The sequence below is a fragment of the Thioclava dalianensis genome (assembly GCF_000715505.1).
Classification (GTDB): Bacteria; Pseudomonadota; Alphaproteobacteria; order Rhodobacterales; family Rhodobacteraceae; genus Thioclava; species Thioclava dalianensis.
In genome coordinates this window covers 1-16,763 of sequence record NZ_JHEH01000035.1, presented here as the reverse complement: position 1 = coordinate 16,763, position 16,763 = coordinate 1, and the positions used below count along the sequence as shown (strand labels likewise).

Sequence of the window (16,763 nt, the reverse complement as noted above, 5' to 3'; positions counted from 1 at the left end):
TTAGTTCCCGATGCCTGCGGATTTGCACGCATCCGCGGCAGATCCGGTGCACAGTTTGGACACGTCGACGAATTTGTCCTTCACGACCGTGTCGGCCATGTTTTTCGGGGTCACCCAGATCGGCACCATCAGGATCGAGGGCACGTCTTTCTTCTGGCTGCTATCCATCGTCTTGCCGTTGATCAGGCTCTCGGGCGGGGTTTCGCCCGCGCGCAGATAGATCGCCAGCGCGGCGGCGGCCTGTGCTTCCAGATAGATCGGCTTATAGACGGTGCCGCACTGATACCCGGTGAGCACGTTTTGCAGACCCGTGACCGTCGCATCCTGACCGGTGGTCGGGAAGCTTTTCGGCGGTACGTTGAGGGTCTTGAGATAGGAGATGACGGCGTTGGCATTGTCATCATTCGGCGTCACGACCGCGTTCATGTCCTGATGCGCGGTGAACTGCTGCTCGAACGTGGTGCGCGCAACCGACGGATCCCAGGTGCCTGCGGGCTCGCCGACATTGACATAGTCGCCGCTGTCGAACTTCGGCTTGAGCACGTCCATGTAGCCTTGCTTGAACAGCGTGGCGTTGTTGTCATCGGGCGAACCGGCCATCACGAGGATCTGCGGTTTCTGAATGTTCCAGTCGGTCAGGCACTGCTCCATGCCTTTGCCGATCAGCTTGCCGACCGAGACGTTGTCGAAGCTTACATAGTAATCGCGATCGCCACCCACGGTCAGGCGGTCATAATCGATGACGGCCACGCCATGCTCCTTGGCGTATTTCTCGACCGCAGCACCGCCGCCCGACGAGATCGGATCGAGCAGCAAGACGGTCGCGCCTTGGCTGATATCGGTCTGGGCTTGGGTCAGCTGGTCGGCCTCGGAGCCCTGCGCGTTCGAGATGATCAGATCATCGCTCGAAAGCCCGGCCATCTCAAAAGCCTTCTTCAGGTAGGGCTCGTCGAAAGAGGTGTAGCGCGCCGAACTGGCGGTATCGGGCAGCAGCACCCCGATCTTGCCTTTGCCCTTTGCGGTGACGTCTTTGAGCTTGGCCATTGCGGCAAAATCGGCGCCGAAATCGGACGCTTTGATATCTTGCGCTTGGGCGGCAGCCGCGCACAGGCCAAGCGCGATTGCGCTGGTGCCTGCAAGTCCGACGATCCGCGAGGCGGACAGATAAGAACGGCGTTTAGTCATTGTTTTCCTCCACTACCGGATCCCCCTCTTCCGTGGCTCGCAGCTGAGCCCCGGACCACTCTGCGCAGGACAGAGGGGATGCGCGACCCGGTGAAACGCATCCTGTTAGCGTTATCATGGAGCGAAATTCGTCCGTGCAAAGAGCAACCGTCGCGTCAGGCCGATCAACTCTGTGTGTTGTCGCATTTGCAAAACGCCACGGGGCCAATGGTTCGGCTGGAGCAGCTGCGCGCGCTCCGCTTTTCGTGATCGGTGCGGCTGGGTTTGGGGCGTTCGGCGGTGCCGCGTTGCGACTCAAGGTGTTCTGCGGCGGGACGGGCGCGCGGCTGAGCGCCCTCTTGCCCCCGCGCGCGCCCTGTCCTAGAAGGCGATCACCCCTTTCAGACAGGATGCGGACATGCTCGATCATCTCGAATTTACCTCCCCCCAGCCCAAGGTCATCTCGGGCGCCACATCGGATTGGGAACTGGTGATCGGGCTTGAAGTGCATGCGCAGGTGGCCTCGAACGCGAAACTGTTCTCGGGCGCCTCGACCACCTTCGGCGCAGAGCCCAATTCCAATGTGGCCTTCGTTGATGCCGCGATGCCCGGCATGCTGCCGGTGATCAATGAGTTCTGCGTCGCACAGGCGGTGCGCACCGGGCTGGGCCTCAAGGCCGAGATCAATCTGCGCTCGGCCTTTGATCGCAAGAACTACTTCTATCCCGACCTGCCGCAGGGCTATCAGATTTCGCAGCTTTACCATCCCATCGTGGGGGAGGGTGAGATCATCGTCGATATGGGGCCCGGCGTTGCGCGCAAGGTTCGTATCGAGCGGATTCACCTTGAGCAAGACGCGGGCAAGTCGATCCATGACATGGATCCGCATATGTCCTTCGTGGACCTGAACCGCACGGGTGTGGCGCTCATGGAAATCGTCTCGCGTCCTGACATTCGCGGCCCCGAAGAGGCCGCGGCCTATGTCAGCAAGCTGCGCCAGATCCTGCGCTATCTGGGCACCTGCGACGGCAATATGCAAAACGGCAACCTGCGTGCCGATGTGAACGTGTCGATCTGCAAGCCCGGCGCCTATGAGAAATATCAAGAGACCGGCGATTTCAGCCATCTGGGCACGCGCTGCGAGATCAAGAACATGAACTCGATGCGCTTCATTCAGGCGGCAATCGACTATGAGGCACGCCGCCAGATCGCGCTGGTCGAGGATGGTGGCACGGTGGTGCAGGAAACCCGGCTCTATGATCCCGACAAGGGCGAGACGCGTTCGATGCGTTCCAAAGAAGAGGCGCATGATTATCGCTACTTCCCGTGCCCCGATCTGCTGCCTTTGGAGATCGAGCAGGCCTGGGTCGATGATATCGACGCCACCATGCCCGAATTGCCCGACGCCAAGAAAGCCCGCTTCGTCAAGGATCTGGGTCTGTCGGAATATGACGCTTCGGTGCTGACCGCCGAGGTCGAGAATGCCGATTACTTCGAGCAGGTCGTGGCGGCGGCAGGCGACGGCAAGCTGGCCGCGAACTGGGTCATCAACGAGCTGTTCGGGCGTCTGAAAAAGGACGATGCCGAGATTACGGACAGCCCGGTTTCGCCCGCACAGCTCGGCGCGATCATCGGCCTGATCAAATCCGACAAGATTTCAGGCAAGATCGCCAAGGAGCTTTTTGAGATCGTCTATACCGAGGGCGGTGATCCCGAGAAGATCGTCGAAGAGCGCGGCATGATTCAGGTCACCGATACGGGCGCGATTGAAGAGGCCGTGGATGCGGTGATCGCCGCCAACCCCGAGCAGGTCGAGAAGGCGCGCGCCAATCCCAAGCTTGCGGGCTGGTTCGTGGGGCAAGTGATCAAGGCGTCGGGTGGCAAAGCCAACCCCAAGGCCGTCAACGAGATTGTGGCGCAGAAACTGGGCCTGTAACCCCTGCGCGGATCAAAGCATGCGAAGGGCGGGATTTCCCGCCCTTTTTGCTGCGTAGCGCGCGCTGGATGCGCAGCCATAACCGCCGCCACCGCCGTTTGCGCCGCAAAGCCACACGCCGCGCGATCTCGGCGCGAAAGAGCTCTCGCTCGGTCCGAGGCGGGGGCGCAAGCTCTGGGTAAAGTGTCACGCTCTCTTTTGGCAAAGCACTGAAGAAGATCATCGCTCAACCCTCCTATCTGTTGCACTATTGAAAATGTTGTCGTTCGATTTGGTGTTTAGTAGGCTTTCAATCCGCAACAGGATTTTCAAATATGAAAGAAGATGCCTCCCTCGATGATCTCGCACTCTTCCTCGCGGTGGCCGAGGCAGGGGGCTTGAGCGGGGCGGCCCGCGCCACCGGAGCCTCGGTGCCCACGCTCAGCCGACGGATGACTGCGCTTGAGGCCCAGCTTGGGATTAAGCTGTTCGCGCGCGGCAAGCGTGGCTATGCGCTCAGCGCGCGAGGGCGCGAGCTGGCGGGCGAATTGGCGGAGCTGCACGCGCTGCGCGCCCGGGTGCGCCGCTTTGCGCTGCGCGATTCGCAGGCGCGGGTGCGTGTCACGGCGGGGCAATGGACCTCGCGTTTCATCGCGCTCAACATTGCCCAAGTTTGGACGCCAGAGAGCCTCTGGCTGCCGGAATTCGTGGCCTCCAACGCCGATGCGGATATCGCGCGGCGCGAGGTGGATATCGGCATTCGCAATCGTCGGCCCACGCAAAGCTGGCTTGCCGGGCGCAAGACGATCCATCTGCGCTATGCGCCCTTCGCGCGGGCTCAAGGGATTGACGGCTTCGTGACGCTGCAGAGCGCGCAGGCGACGACCCCCTCGGAGCGCTGGCTGCGCGCAACCCATCCCGAGCGCATCGTGACGACGGCAAACAGCGCCCGGCTGGCGCTTGATCTTGCGCGGGCAGGGATCGGTCAGATCATCCTGCCGGTCTTTGCCGCCACCGGCTATCCCGATCTGGTCCAGTCCGGCCCCGATATCGAGGCGCTCGCGCATGATGAATGGCTGGTGAGCCATCACGACGCGCGCCACGATCCCCCGATCCGGGCCGCGCTTGATGCGCTCTATCAATTGCTCTGCGATGAAACTTTACGCCTCACGCGCAGTTGATGCCAGGCAGGGCGCAGTCTAGCTTGGGGAGCGTTCGTGCGGCACCGGCGGATCGGGCAGAGAAAAGGGTAGTGATATGAGCGGTTTGCTGGCGCTTTTGGATGATGTTGCGGGGATCGCCAAGATCGCGGCCACCTCAATTGACGATGCGGCGGGGCAGGCGGCCAAGGCCGGCGCAAAGGCGGCAGGCGCGCTGATTGATGACGCAGCCGTCACGCCCAAATATGTTCAAGGCTTCAAGCCCGCGCGCGAGCTGCCGATCGTGGGCAAGATCGCGCTCGGCTCGATCAAGAACAAGCTGATCTTCCTGCTGCCCGCAGCACTGATCCTGTCGGCCTTCGCGCCATGGCTGATCACGCCGCTTCTGATGCTGGGCGGCTCGTATCTGTGTTTCGAGGGGGCCGAGAAGGTCTATCATCTGTTCCGCCCCCATCAGCCCGATGCTGAGGGTCATGTCGCTGCACAAAGCGCCGATCATCTCGAGGAGCGCCGCGTCAAGGCGGCGGTGAAGACGGATTTCATCCTCTCGGCGGAGATCATGACAATCGGGCTGGCCGCCCTGCCGCCCGAGCAGTCGGTCTGGATCGAGGCGCTGGCGCTTGCGATCATCGGGATCGGTGTGACGGTGCTGGTCTATGGCAGCGTGGGCATTATCGTGAAGGCCGACGATGTGGGGCTTTGGCTGTGCCGCAATGGGCGGCTTGCACCGACCCGGGCGCTGGGCCGGGGCATCGTGTTGTTCATGCCGTGGCTGATGCGGCTTTTGATGATCGTGGGAACGGCTGCGATGATCTGGGTGGGTGGCAATATCGTGCTGCACGGTCTGGCGCAGGTGCTTTGGAGCGCCCCATATGACTGGATCCATCATCAGGCCGAGGCGGCTGCCCATGCGGTTGAGACGGCCAAGGGCGCCGTGGCGTGGGTTGTCACCGCGTTTTTCGACGGCATCTTCGGGCTGCTCTACGGTCTGGTTCTGATCCCGGTCGTCACGCGGATCATTCAGCCGCTTTATCACCGGCTGCGGGGCGGATCGGCCTCGGCGCATTGAGGGGGTGTTGCTAGCGGCGCGGAGGCGCCGTGGTCGCACGCTCGATCAACTCGACGGGAAGCGTCAGGTGGCGTGTGGCGGCCCCCGCGCGGCCCTCGCGCAGATCCAGCAAGAGCTGAACGGCTGCACAGCCGATCTCGGGGAAGGGCTGGCGAATGGTGGTCAGCCCGCGCCCGCCCTGAACCGCAAGCGAGACGTCATCGAACCCGATCACCGAGATATCGCCGGGCACGGAGAGCCCGGCTTCCTCAATCGTCGCGATGGCGGCAAGGGCGCTGGCATCGTTGCCCGCGAAAATCGCGGTCGGCGGATCGCTCAGCGCCAAGAGCGCTTGGGTCGCCGGGCGCGCAAGCTGCGGCTCATAGCCGCCGTCTGCTTCATATTCGGGCCGGTGGAGCAGGCCTGCCGCGCGCAGGCTGTCGCGATAGCCCCGCAGCCGTTCCTGGGCCGATAGGCGCCGCGTCTCGCCTGCGAGAAAGGCGATCTTGCGATGGCCGAGCGCAATGAGATGGCGTGTTGCGCAACAGGCCCCGCCATAGCTGTCCGCCGCGACCGAGGGCATCTCGACCGAGGCGTTGAGCCGGTCGACCGCGACCATCGGCACACCTGCCGTGGCCAGCCTGTGAAAATCGCTCGTGTCGCGCGGGATTACGGCGATCACCCCATCGACCGCGTGCAATAGCAGATCAAGCACGTTGCCCGGCACGTTTTTCGCGGGGTCCGGCAGCGAGTAAACCAGCATGTCACGCCCCTGATCGCGCACAGCCGAGCTGAGCGCAGAGACGACCTCGCCCATGAAGGGGGTGTGAATTTCGGCGATGACCCCGATGATCCCGGTTTCGGCCCCGCTGCGGCTATCCGAGAGCTTCTTGGCCACCCAGTTGGTCACATAGCCCATCTCGCTCGCGATGGTCCGGATCCGCTCGCGCAGATCGGCCGAGACCCCGTCGCGCCCGTTGAGCGCATTCGAGACGGTCATGCGGGTGACGCCCGCCGCCTGCGCGATATCGGCCAGAGTGGGGCGCGCGCCGGGAGACCGGGTTCGCTGATTCTCGGGGGCCGGGCGCTTCGGCGGAGGGGAGGCGGTCTGATCGTCGCTCATGTCGTGCCTTTTCGCAGTGTCGAAAGACGCACCGGGCCAGAAAATTCAAGGCTTTGGGCAATCACTCGGATTTCACTAGCATATACGAAGATTTATCGGTAAACACAATAACTATACCGTTAAAGTAAACCATGAAACGGTATCGACGCCACAGCCCCTTGTGAGGAGAGAAAGGGGATGCGGCTGCGCAGCCGGCGCGACCGGATTGCGCGCGCGACATGTAACGGGAGGAGACCCAAGATATGCGCCCCTACGCCACCACTGCGATTGCCCTTGTCCTTGCGCTCGCTGCGACATCCGCCACCGCCAAGACGACGATCGAAATTCTCAGAGCCGAGACCACCGATGTCGAAAAGGCGATCAACACCCAAGCCGAGAAGGATTTCGAGGCGCTGCATCCCGATGTGGACGTCAAATTCGAATATATCGCGAATGAGGCCTATAAGCAGAAGCTTCCGACGCTTTTGCAATCAAAGGCCCGGCCCGACATTTATTACAGCTGGGGCGGGGGCGTGCTGCGCGATCAGGCCAAAGCAGGCTTTGTCGAGGATATTACCGATCAGGTCGCCGATGAATGGGCCAAGACCTATTCCCCCGCGGGCATCAAGGCGTTCTCGGTCAACGGCAAGATCGTCGGCGCACCGATGAATGCCTCGGAAGTGGTGTTCTGGACCAATCTCAAACTCGCCAAAAAGGCGGGGATTGATGTCTCGAAGATCAAGACATGGGATGAGTTTCTGGCGGCACTAAAAAAGGCCAAGGCTGCGGGCGTCACCCCGATCATGGTCGGTGGCAAAGATAAGTGGCCACTGCATTTCTACTACGGCTATCTTGCCCTGCGTGAGGCCGGCGAGGCCGGGTTCAAGGCCGCGATGGCGGGGGAGGGCAAGGGCTTTGCTTCCGCACCTTTCGTCAAGGCGGGCGAGGATTTCAAACGCCTGATCGATCTGCAGCCCTTCGAGCCGGGCTTCATGAGCACGACCTACGAGCAGGCCTCGGGTCGGTTTGGCGATGGCGAGGCCTTGTTCCACCTGATGGCCGATTTCGACTATCAAAGCTCCAAGGATCGCTCGCAGAGCAAGAAGGGCCTGCCCGATGATCAGCTTGCCGTCCTCCGCTTTCCGATGGTCGCAGGCGGCAAGGGCGCGCCGAGCGATACGTTCGGCGGGGTGAATGGCTGGGTCGTGGCCAAAGGTGCGCCCAAGGAGGCGGTCGATTTCCTCGCCTTCTGGAACGGGCCGAAATATCAGGCGATGGCAGCAGCCGAAGGTGCCTATATCCCGACGGCCATCGCGGCCAGTTCGGCGATCAAGAACCCGTTCTTCAAGAAGATCGCGGATGACCTCGCCGCCTCAAAATTCCATCAGATTTTTCTCGATCAGGATCTCGGCGCGGATGTCGGGGCCACGTTCAACGATGCCTCTGCCGATCTGGCGCAGGGCGTGATCACGCCCGAACAAGCCGCGCAGGAAATCCAGGACGCCTGGTCCTTCCAGTAATCGCGCGACCGGATCCCCGCGGCCCCATGGGGTCGCGGGCCCCTTCATCCCCAAGGTGACCCCATGACCCTTTCCGAGCCCTCGGTGCCTCGGCGGCGCCCGCGTAGACATGGCAAGATGACGGCCACGTTGCTGATGTTGCCCCCCGCCCTGATCCTGTTTTCGCTCTTTGTGATCGGGCCGCTCTTGATGGCGGGCTATTACAGCTTCTTCCATTGGAACGGCTACGGCACGCCGCAGGATTTCGTGGGGGTGCATAATTACGAGCGCGCCTTCCATCACTCGATCTTCTGGGTCTCGGTGCGCAACACGGTCGTGCTGCTGTTGGTGTCGATCTTCATCCAGATGCCGATCGCGCTGGCCTTGGCGCTTGCGATCTATCGCAAGACACCCAGCAACGCTCTGTTCCGGCTGGTGTTTTTCCTACCCTTCATTCTGGCTGAGATCGCAGCCGGTCTGATCTGGAGCTTTGTCTTTGACGGCAATACCGGGCTGGTGGCGGGGATCACCCATGCGCTGGGGATCGACCCGGTCTTCATCCTGTCGAACCGGGATTTTGCCTTCTACGCGATCTGCCTTGTGGTGGTGTGGAAGTATTTCGGCTTCCACATGATGATCTATATCGCAGCCTTGCAGGCCGTCCCCTCAGAGCTGATCGAGGCGGCGCGGATCGAGGGAGCCAAGCGTTGGGCCGTCATCCGCCACGTGCAGATCCCGCATATCCGCCCGGCCATCGTGGTCTCGGGGTTCTTTGCGGTAATCGGCTCGTTGCAGCTCTTTGATGTGGTGATCCCGCTGACCAATGGCGGGCCGTCGAACCAGACCCATACCATCGTGAGCTATCTCTACACGTTCGGGCTGACGCGGCTGAATATCGGCTATGGCAGCGCGGTGGGTGTGATCTTGTTCATCGCCGCCGTGATCGTGGCCGTCGCCTATCAATGGCATCTCAACCGGGAGAGCGCGAAATGAGCCGCAGCAATTTCCTCATCGGGCTTTTCAAGACGATTGCCTTGCTGATCTGCGCGGCTTTCGTGCTGGGGCCGATCATCGCGACGGTTTTGGGCGGGTTCAAATCGACCGGCGATCTGCGCGTCAATCCGCTGGGTTTGCCGAAGGTCTGGGAGACGCAGTTCTATCTCGATCTGATCGTCGATCCGGCCTTCTGGCGCTACATGGGCAACTCGCTGGTGATCTCACTCTCGGCTGTTGTGCTGACGCTGATCGTGGCCGCCGCCGCCGCCTATGTCTTTGCCCAGATCCGCTTTTTTGGCAGCCGCTTTTTGCTGTCATATCTGTTGCTCGGGCTGGTCTTTCCCTTTGCCACGGCGATCTTGCCGCTTTTCATCACGGTGCGCGATCTGGGGCTTCTGGATACCTATTGGGCGGTGATCCTGCCGCAGGCGGCCTTTGGGCTGTCGCTCGCGATCTTGCTGTTCAAGACCTTCTTTGACCAATTGCCCAAAGAGCTGTTCGAGGCCGCCTATGTCGAGGGCTGCGGCTACATCCGCTTCTTCTGGCGCTTCACCCTGCCGCTCTCGACCCCGATCCTGGCCACCGTGGGCGTGTTCGTCTTCGTGCAAAGCTGGAACAACTTCCTGCTGCCGCTGATCGTTCTCAACAGCCGCGAGGTCTTCACCTGGCCGCTGGGGATGATGCAGTTCCGCGGCGAATATCTGACCGAGTGGAACCGCACGCTGGCTTTCATCTCGCTCACCTTGATCCCCGCCATCGTCTTCTTCCTTGCCGCTCAACGCTACATCGTCGCCGGGCTGACCGGCGGGGCGGTGAAGGGATGACCCATATTTCGCTAATCGGAGGCCCCTCCCATGACTGAAGTGCGCCTGTCGCAGATCCGAAAATCCTTCGGCGCGGTCGAAATCTTCAGGGATTTGTCGCTGACCGTTCCCGCCGGATCCTTCACCGTTCTGGTCGGCCCCTCGGGCTGTGGCAAATCCACGCTCTTGCGGATGATCGCGGGGCTGGAGATGCCCAACTCTGGCGGCATCGAGATCGGTGGGCGCGATGTCACTGAGGCCGAGCCGTCGGATCGCGGAATTTCGATGGTGTTTCAGTCCTATGCGCTGTTTCCTCATATGACGGTTGCGCAGAATATCGACTTCGGTCTGCGGCTCGCCAAGGTCGCAGCCCCCGAGCGCAAGCGCCGCGTAGCGCAGGCAGCCCAGATCCTTGATCTGGAGCGCTATCTCGACCGCAAGCCCGCAGCGCTTTCGGGCGGGCAGCGCCAGCGGGTGGCTATCGGGCGCTCGATCGTGCGCAACCCGGATGTGTTTTTGTTCGACGAGCCGCTCTCCAATCTGGACGCAGCGCTGCGCAACCAAATGCGCGTGGAGCTGGCCGAGCTGCATCAGCGCCTCAAGACAACGATGATCTATGTGACCCATGATCAGGTCGAGGCGATGACGCTGGCCGATCAGATCGTGGTGATGAATGCGGGCCGGATTGAGCAGGTCGGCACGCCAAGCGCGCTGTACGAGCGCCCGGCCACGACCTTTGTGGCGCGCTTCATCGGCTCACCTCGGATGAACCTGCTTGATGGCCCGCTCGCGCAGGAGCAGGGCGCTGCAACCTGCGGAATCCGTCCCGAGCATCTGCACCTGAGCGAGGACGGCCCGTGGCAGGGGCGCGTAACCGTCGCCGAATATTTGGGCAATGAGACGGTGATCCATGTCGCCTCCGAGGTCGGCGATCTGATCGTGCGTCAGGGCGGGCAGGCCAATCTTGGCGCCGGCACCCCGGTGCGCCTGACCCCCGAGACCGACCGTCTTCACCGCTTCGACAGTGCGGGCCTACGCCTCTGAGCGCGCGCCCCTCATGACCGACATAAAGGCTATTCCCATGACTGACAGCTACAAGAACGCCGCGCTCCCGATTGAGGCGCGGGTCGAGGATCTGCTCGCGCGGATGACACTTGAGGAGAAGATCGCCCAGTTGCATGCGCTCTGGATGGTGCTTGATGAGCACGGCGCGCATAAGATGCGTTCGGACCGGTTTGTCGGCGGAGATCCGGGCTCGGACCCGCTTGCGCGTCTGCAAAACGGGCTGGGGCAGTTAACCCGCCCCTTCGGCACGCGCGCCATTGCTCCGCCCGCAGGCGTGCGCGCGCTCAATCACCTGCAGAAATTTTTGGTCGAGGAGACCCGGCTTGGCATTCCCGCACTCGCCCATGAGGAATGCCTTTCCGGCACGATGGCGCGCGGCGGCACGCTCTTTCCCTCGTCGCTGGCTTTTGGGGCTACGTGGAATCCCGCGCTGATCGGGCGCGTGGGTCATGAGATCGGTGCGGAGCTGCGCTCTATCGGCTGTCATCAGGGGCTGGCCCCGGTGCTTGATGTGGCGCGCGATGCGCGCTGGGGGCGCACGGAAGAGACCTTCGCCGAAGATCCTTATCTGACCGGTCTGATGGCGCTTGACTATGTGCGCGGGCTGCAAGGTCCAAAGCGCGATCTGCTGGCCACGCTCAAACATTACGCGGGCCATTCCTTCAGCGAGGGCGGGCGCAATCATGCCCCGGTCCATCTGGGCTGGCGCGAGCTGAACGACGATTTCCTGCTGCCCTTCGAGATGGCGGTGAAGCTGGGCAATGCGGGCTCGGTCATGCCCGCCTATCACGACATCGACAATGAGCCGCTGCATGCCTCGCATCATCTGCTCACGCAGGTGCTGCGCGAGCAATGGGGCTTCGATGGGATCATCGTGGCCGATTACATCGGCATCACGCTCCTGCACAGCCATCATGGGGTTGCGGCCGATGAGGCGGGCGCGGCGGCCCTCGCGTTCCGCGCGGGGCTCGATATGGAACTGCCGGGCGATGACTGCGCGCGGCATCTTGAAACGGCGCTGGAGCGCGGCGAGATCGACATCGAGGTCATAGACGCCGCCGTCCGGCGCAGCCTGCGCGAAAAATTCCGCCTTGGTCTGTTTGAGGCGCCCTATGTCGATGAGGGCAAGATCGCGCTGCGCACCCCCGAGGCGCTGAGCCTTGCCCGCGAGGTCGCGACCCAGTCGATCACCGTGCTCGACAATAACGGGGTCTTGCCGCTGGCCCCCGAGGCGCAGATCGCCGTGATCGGCCCGACCGCCGATGATCCGATGGCATTGCTCGGCGATTACAGCTTTCCGGTGCATCTGATCAACAGCGACCAAAGCGATGATGTGGCCCATGTGGTCACACCCCTTGTGGGGCTGCGCGCCGCCCATGGCGAACAGAACGTCACCTATGCGCGGGGCTGCAATATTCTGGACGACCGGACATCGGGCAACCCGGTTTTCCCCGGCGATATCGGCGACAATACCAGCCTTATTCAGGCCGATCGCTTCTCCACCCGGCGCGACATGTTCGACGCGGCCATCGAGGCGGCCCGCGCCGCTGATGTCGCCGTCGTCTGCGTCGGCGATCTGTCGGGGATTTTCCTGACCGGCTCTGTGGGCGAGGGCTCGGATGTCGACACGCTCGCGCTGCCCGGGCTACAGCAAGAGCTGCTGGAGGCAATCGTTGACACTGGAACGCCGGTGGTCGTGGTTCTCTCAAGCGGGCGGCCCTACACGATGGGCGGGCTTGAGGACAAGCTTGCCGCACAGGTCATGAGCTACTTTGGCGGCGAGCAGGGGGGCGCGGCGCTGGCCGATGTGCTGACCGGGCGGGCAGAGCCCTCGGGGCGGCTGACGCTGTCAGTGCCGCGCTCGGCCGGGGCCTCACCCTATTTCTACAACCATAAGTTCAAAAGCTCGGGCACCCCGATCGCGCGACATTTCGGCAGCCGCTACCCGTTCGGCCATGGCCTGTCCTATACCGCGTTCGCCTATGAGGATCTCGCGCTTGAGGCCCCGCAGGTCGATATCGAGACCGGCGAGGTCGCGCTGTCCTTCACGATCCGCAACACCGGCGCGCGCGCAGGCACAGCGGTGCCGCAGCTTTACGTGCGCGATGTGCTGGCCTCGGTGGTGCGCCCGGTCAAGGAGCTCAAGGGCTTTGCGCGGGTCCCGCTTGACCCCGGGGCTGCGGCGCGCGTCACGCTGCGCGTGCCCAGCGACATGCTTGGTTTCACCGGCCCCGAGGGCGTGCGGATCGTCGAGCCGGGCGATTTCGAGCTGATGATCGGGGCCTCCAGCGCCGATATCCGGCTTGAGACCCGTGTGACGCTGAGCGGCCAGACCCGCAAATTGCCGCGCGACTGGCGCATGATCAGCCAACAGCAGATCACGCCGCTTGCCTCGGCCTGATCTTCCTCATTCCCTGCCAAAAGGACACGCATCATGACTGATTTTTTAAAGGATATCAAACAGATCCGCTTTGAAGGGCCGCAAAGCGACAATCCCTTCGCCTTCCGCCACTACGACGCGGATGAGATGGTGATGGGCAAGCCCCTAAGCGATCATCTGCGCTTTGCGGCGGCCTATTGGCACTCGTTTGCCTGGGAGGGGGGCGATCCCTTCGGCGGTCCGACCTTCGAGCGCCCGTGGTATCCGCAGACCTCGATGGAGAGCGCCAAGCTGAAGGCGGATGCGGCCTTTGAGCTGTTCGAGATCCTCGGCGTGCCCTATTTCTGCTGGCACGATCTGGATGTCCGCCCGGAAGGGGCGAGTTTTGCCGAAAGCCGCGATCGGCTGTTCGAATGGGTCGATTATGTGCTGCCCAAGATGGAGAAGACCGGCACCCGCTGCCTTTGGGGCACGGCCAATATGTTCACCCATCGTCGCTGGATGGCGGGGGCGGCCACCAATCCCGACCCGGATGTCTTCGCCTATGCAGCCGCTACGGTGAAAAGCTGCATCGATGCGACCGTGCGTCTGGGGGGCGAGAATTACGTGCTCTGGGGCGGGCGCGAGGGCTATGAGACGCTCCTCAACACCGATATGGGGCGCGAGCGTCAACAGGCAGGGCGATTCTTGCAGATGGTGGTGAACTATGCCCGCAAGACGGGATTCAAAGGCGCGATCCTGATCGAGCCGAAGCCGCAAGAACCCAGCAAGCACCAATATGACTATGACGTCGCAACCGTCTACGGCTTCCTCAAGGAGTTTGATCTTGAGACCGAGGTGAAGGTGAATATCGAGCAGGGCCACGCGATCCTTGCCGGGCACAGTTTCGAGCACGAATTGCACCTCGCGCGCTGTCTTGGCATCCTCGGCTCCATCGACATGAACCGCAACGATTATCAGTCGGGCTGGGATACCGATCAGTTCCCCAACAATGTGCCCGAGGTCGCGCTGGCCTATTACGAGGTGCTCAAGGCCGGTGGCTTCACGACAGGGGGCACGAACTTCGATGCCAAGCTGCGCCGTCAGTCGCTTGATGCGGAAGACCTCGTGCTGGCCCATATAGGCGGCATGGATACATGTGCTGCGGGTTTGAAGGCGGCTGCGCGGATGCTTGAGGACGGCGCGCTTGAGGGGGCTTTGCAAGCGCGCTACGCGGGCTGGGAGACCCCCGCGGCACAAGCGATGCTTACGGGCGATCTGGAGGCGGCGGCGGCCCGTGTCGAGGCCGAAGGGTTGGCACCGGAGCCGCGCTCGGGGCGGCAGGAGCGGCTCGAAGCGCTGGTCAATCGCTACGTCGGCTGATCAAGGCCGCGACAGGGTGCCAGAGCGCGCACCTTGTCGCGGCGCCAAGATCCGGGCGTCGGTGCTCCAAGCCTCGCGGATAAATAGGACCGGGTGCTTTATCTTGGCGTGCGGGCGCGATACACCGCAGATCAGACATCCGCGCGAGGTGAGACAGATGGCCGACGACCTGATCAATTCCTTCATGAACGTACCCGACGATAACGGGCGGTTTGGCATCTTCGGGGGGCGCTTCGTCTCCGAGACCCTGATGCCGCTGATCCTCTCGCTCGAGGCGGAATATGAGAAAGCCAAGACCGACGCCGCGTTCTGGGCCGAGATGGATTATCTCTGGAAGCACTATGTCGGCAGGCCCAGCCCGCTGTATTTCGCGCCTCGGATCACCGAGGAGCTGGGCGGCGCGAAAGTCTATCTCAAGCGCGATGAGCTCAACCATACCGGTGCGCATAAGATCAACAATGTGCTGGGCCAGATCCTGTTGGCGCGTCGCATGGGCAAGACGCGGATCATCGCGGAAACCGGCGCGGGCCAGCACGGGGTCGCCACGGCCACGGTTTGTGCGCGTTTCGGGCTGAAATGCGTGGTCTATATGGGCGCCACCGATGTCGAGCGTCAGGCCCCCAATGTCTTCCGCATGCGCCTGCTGGGCGCTGAGGTCGTGCCGGTGAAATCTGGCCGCGGCACGCTCAAGGATGCCATGAACGATGCGCTGCGCGACTGGGTGACCAATGTGCGCGACACGTTCTATTGCATCGGCACGGTTGCAGGCCCACATCCCTATCCCGCGATGGTGCGCGATTTCCAGTCGATCATCGGCAAGGAAGTGCGCTGGCAGCTGGCCGAGCAGGAAGGCGAAGGCCGTCTGCCCGACACGTTGGTCGCTGCAATCGGCGGCGGCTCGAACGCGATGGGCCTGTTCCACCCGTTCCTCGATGACCCGTCGGTCAATATCATCGGTGTCGAGGCCGGGGGGCATGGCGTCGACGAGAAGATGGAGCATTGCGCCTCGCTCACCGGCGGACGTCCGGGCGTGCTGCATGGCAACCGCACCTATCTGCTGCAAGATGAAGATGGCCAGATCCTAGAGGGGCACTCGATCTCGGCGGGGCTCGACTATCCCGGCATTGGCCCGGAGCATGCGTGGCTGCACGAGAGCGGGCGCGCGCAATATGTGAATATCACCGATAAGGAAGCGCTCGAGGCGTTCCAGTTCTGCTGTCGTCTGGAAGGCATCATCCCCGCGCTCGAGCCGTCCCACGCGCTGGCCCATGTGATGAAACTCGCGCCCGAGTTGCCCAAGGACCATATCATCGTGATGAATATGTGCGGGCGTGGCGACAAGGATATCTTCGCCGTGGCCAAGCATCTGGGCTTCGATATGGACGCCTGAGAGGGCCGAGAGGGGCGCTGCCCCCCTTCGGCTGACGCCGAAATCCCGGGGGAGGCTCCCGGAACGGGAGGCGGGGGCAGAGCCCCTGTTTTATCTAAAAAAGTGCCCCCAAGCAGCCTTGGGGGCGGGTCCGTTCCCAGGGGTCGCCGCGCGTCCTCCTGCTGGGGAGGACGCGCGTCTTGCGGTCAGTTCAGATAGGGCATCGGGTCGACCGATTCGATCCCTTTGCGCACTTCGAAATGCAGATAGCCCGGATCGCCCGGCGCGACCTTGGCAATGGTCTGACCGCGCTTGACGCTTGCGCCTTTCTTCACCGTCAGCCCGGTCACGTTGTAATAGACCGTGACGAGGTTGTTGGCATGTTTGAGCGCGAGGAAGGACACATCGTCCGTATCTTGGCTGATCAGCAAGACAGTACCGGCTTCGGCGGCCTTGACGGGCGTGCCCGGGCTTGCCGAAATGTCGATCCCGTCATTGGAGCCCTTCTTGAAGGCCCGCACGATAGAGCCTGAGACCGGCATCGACATTTGCGCCGTATTCGACGATTTCGTCACCTCTTTGCTCATATCGGGCACGGAGGAGGTGTCGACCGGGGCCGAGGCTTTGGGCGGGGAGCTGGTCGGCAGCGGCTCGGTGGAGGATGGCGGCACCGGCGTCGGCGAGCCCACGCCCGGCACGGTGGTCTGGGTCTGGGTTTCCGTGCGTGCCGGTTGCTGGCGCGAGGCGACCGGGATCATCAGGATCTGACCCGGGCGCACGCTGAGATCATTGGGCAGGCCGTTCCACTGCGCCAGTGCCTTGACCGGCACGTTGTAATAGCGCGCGATCGAATAGGCGGTCTCGCCGCGAACGACCTTGTGGCGGGGCGGGTCGGGGCCC

14 protein-coding genes are annotated in these 16,763 nt (G+C 62.7%); 11 read left to right on the top strand and 3 right to left on the bottom strand.

Features of this window, described 5'->3' with window-relative positions:
• Window positions 1–1,185: a sugar ABC transporter substrate-binding protein gene (locus DL1_RS17605; RefSeq protein WP_051693654.1), complete on the bottom strand. Its 1,185-nt coding sequence runs from the start codon at window positions 1,183–1,185 to the stop codon at window positions 1–3.
• 78 nt (window positions 1,186–1,263) lie between these two features.
• Here DL1_RS17605 and DL1_RS21705 point away from each other — a divergent pair, with 78 nt between their 5' ends.
• From DL1_RS21705 to DL1_RS17590, 4 genes are all read left to right on the top strand, one after another.
• Window positions 1,264–1,434: a hypothetical protein gene (locus DL1_RS21705; RefSeq protein ID WP_156022748.1), complete on the top strand. Its 171-nt coding sequence runs from the start codon at window positions 1,264–1,266 to the stop codon at window positions 1,432–1,434.
• A gap of 148 nt (window positions 1,435–1,582) precedes the next feature.
• A complete protein-coding gene (gene gatB, locus DL1_RS17600; protein ID WP_038068745.1) occupies window positions 1,583–3,100 on the top strand; it encodes an Asp-tRNA(Asn)/Glu-tRNA(Gln) amidotransferase subunit GatB in 1,518 nt (505 codons plus the stop codon).
• Window positions 3,101–3,414: 314 nt separating this feature from the next.
• On the top strand, window positions 3,415–4,260 hold the full coding sequence (locus tag DL1_RS17595) for a LysR family transcriptional regulator (protein WP_038068742.1): 846 nt from the start codon (window positions 3,415–3,417) through the stop codon (window positions 4,258–4,260).
• 76 nt (window positions 4,261–4,336) lie between these two features.
• Entirely contained in the window at window positions 4,337–5,308 is a 972-nt protein-coding gene (locus tag DL1_RS17590; RefSeq protein ID WP_038068741.1) for a DUF808 domain-containing protein, read from the top strand.
• 10 nt (window positions 5,309–5,318) lie between these two features.
• Here the strand turns inward: DL1_RS17590 and DL1_RS17585 are convergent, their stop codons facing one another.
• Window positions 5,319–6,410, bottom strand: coding sequence for a LacI family DNA-binding transcriptional regulator (locus tag DL1_RS17585; RefSeq protein ID WP_081856391.1), 1,092 nt, complete (start codon window positions 6,408–6,410; stop codon window positions 5,319–5,321).
• A 242-nt stretch (window positions 6,411–6,652) separates the two neighbouring features.
• Between DL1_RS17585 and DL1_RS17580 the strand changes: the two genes are divergently transcribed.
• The 7 genes from DL1_RS17580 (at window position 6,653) to trpB (ending at window position 15,884) form a co-directional block, all read left to right on the top strand.
• Window positions 6,653–7,909 (top strand): ABC transporter substrate-binding protein, encoded by a 1,257-nt coding sequence (locus DL1_RS17580; RefSeq protein ID WP_038068739.1) that lies wholly within the window; start codon window positions 6,653–6,655, stop codon window positions 7,907–7,909.
• Between the two features lie 117 nt (window positions 7,910–8,026).
• The gene (locus DL1_RS17575) at window positions 8,027–8,881 is read left to right on the top strand and encodes a carbohydrate ABC transporter permease (protein WP_211250642.1); all 855 of its coding nucleotides are present in this window, start codon (window positions 8,027–8,029) and stop codon (window positions 8,879–8,881) included.
• Window positions 8,878–9,708: a carbohydrate ABC transporter permease gene (locus DL1_RS17570; RefSeq protein ID WP_038068733.1), complete on the top strand. Its 831-nt coding sequence runs from the start codon at window positions 8,878–8,880 to the stop codon at window positions 9,706–9,708. Before DL1_RS17575 ends, DL1_RS17570 begins: the two co-directional genes overlap by 4 nt.
• Before the next feature lie 30 nt (window positions 9,709–9,738).
• Entirely contained in the window at window positions 9,739–10,731 is a 993-nt protein-coding gene (locus DL1_RS17565) for an ABC transporter ATP-binding protein (RefSeq protein WP_038068730.1), read from the top strand.
• Between the two features lie 37 nt (window positions 10,732–10,768).
• On the top strand, window positions 10,769–13,153 hold the full coding sequence (locus tag DL1_RS17560; RefSeq protein ID WP_038068728.1) for a glycoside hydrolase family 3 N-terminal domain-containing protein: 2,385 nt from the start codon (window positions 10,769–10,771) through the stop codon (window positions 13,151–13,153).
• A gap of 33 nt (window positions 13,154–13,186) precedes the next feature.
• A complete protein-coding gene (gene xylA / locus DL1_RS17555; protein WP_038068726.1) occupies window positions 13,187–14,494 on the top strand; it encodes a xylose isomerase in 1,308 nt (435 codons plus the stop codon).
• 157 nt (window positions 14,495–14,651) lie between these two features.
• Window positions 14,652–15,884, top strand: coding sequence for a tryptophan synthase subunit beta (gene trpB, locus DL1_RS17550; RefSeq protein ID WP_038068724.1), 1,233 nt, complete (start codon window positions 14,652–14,654; stop codon window positions 15,882–15,884).
• A 185-nt stretch (window positions 15,885–16,069) separates the two neighbouring features.
• On the opposite strand, the gene DL1_RS17545 is transcribed toward trpB, so the two are convergent.
• Window positions 16,070–16,763, bottom strand: a 694-nt coding sequence (locus DL1_RS17545) for a M23 family metallopeptidase (protein WP_038068722.1), incomplete at its 5' end; no start/stop codon positions are given.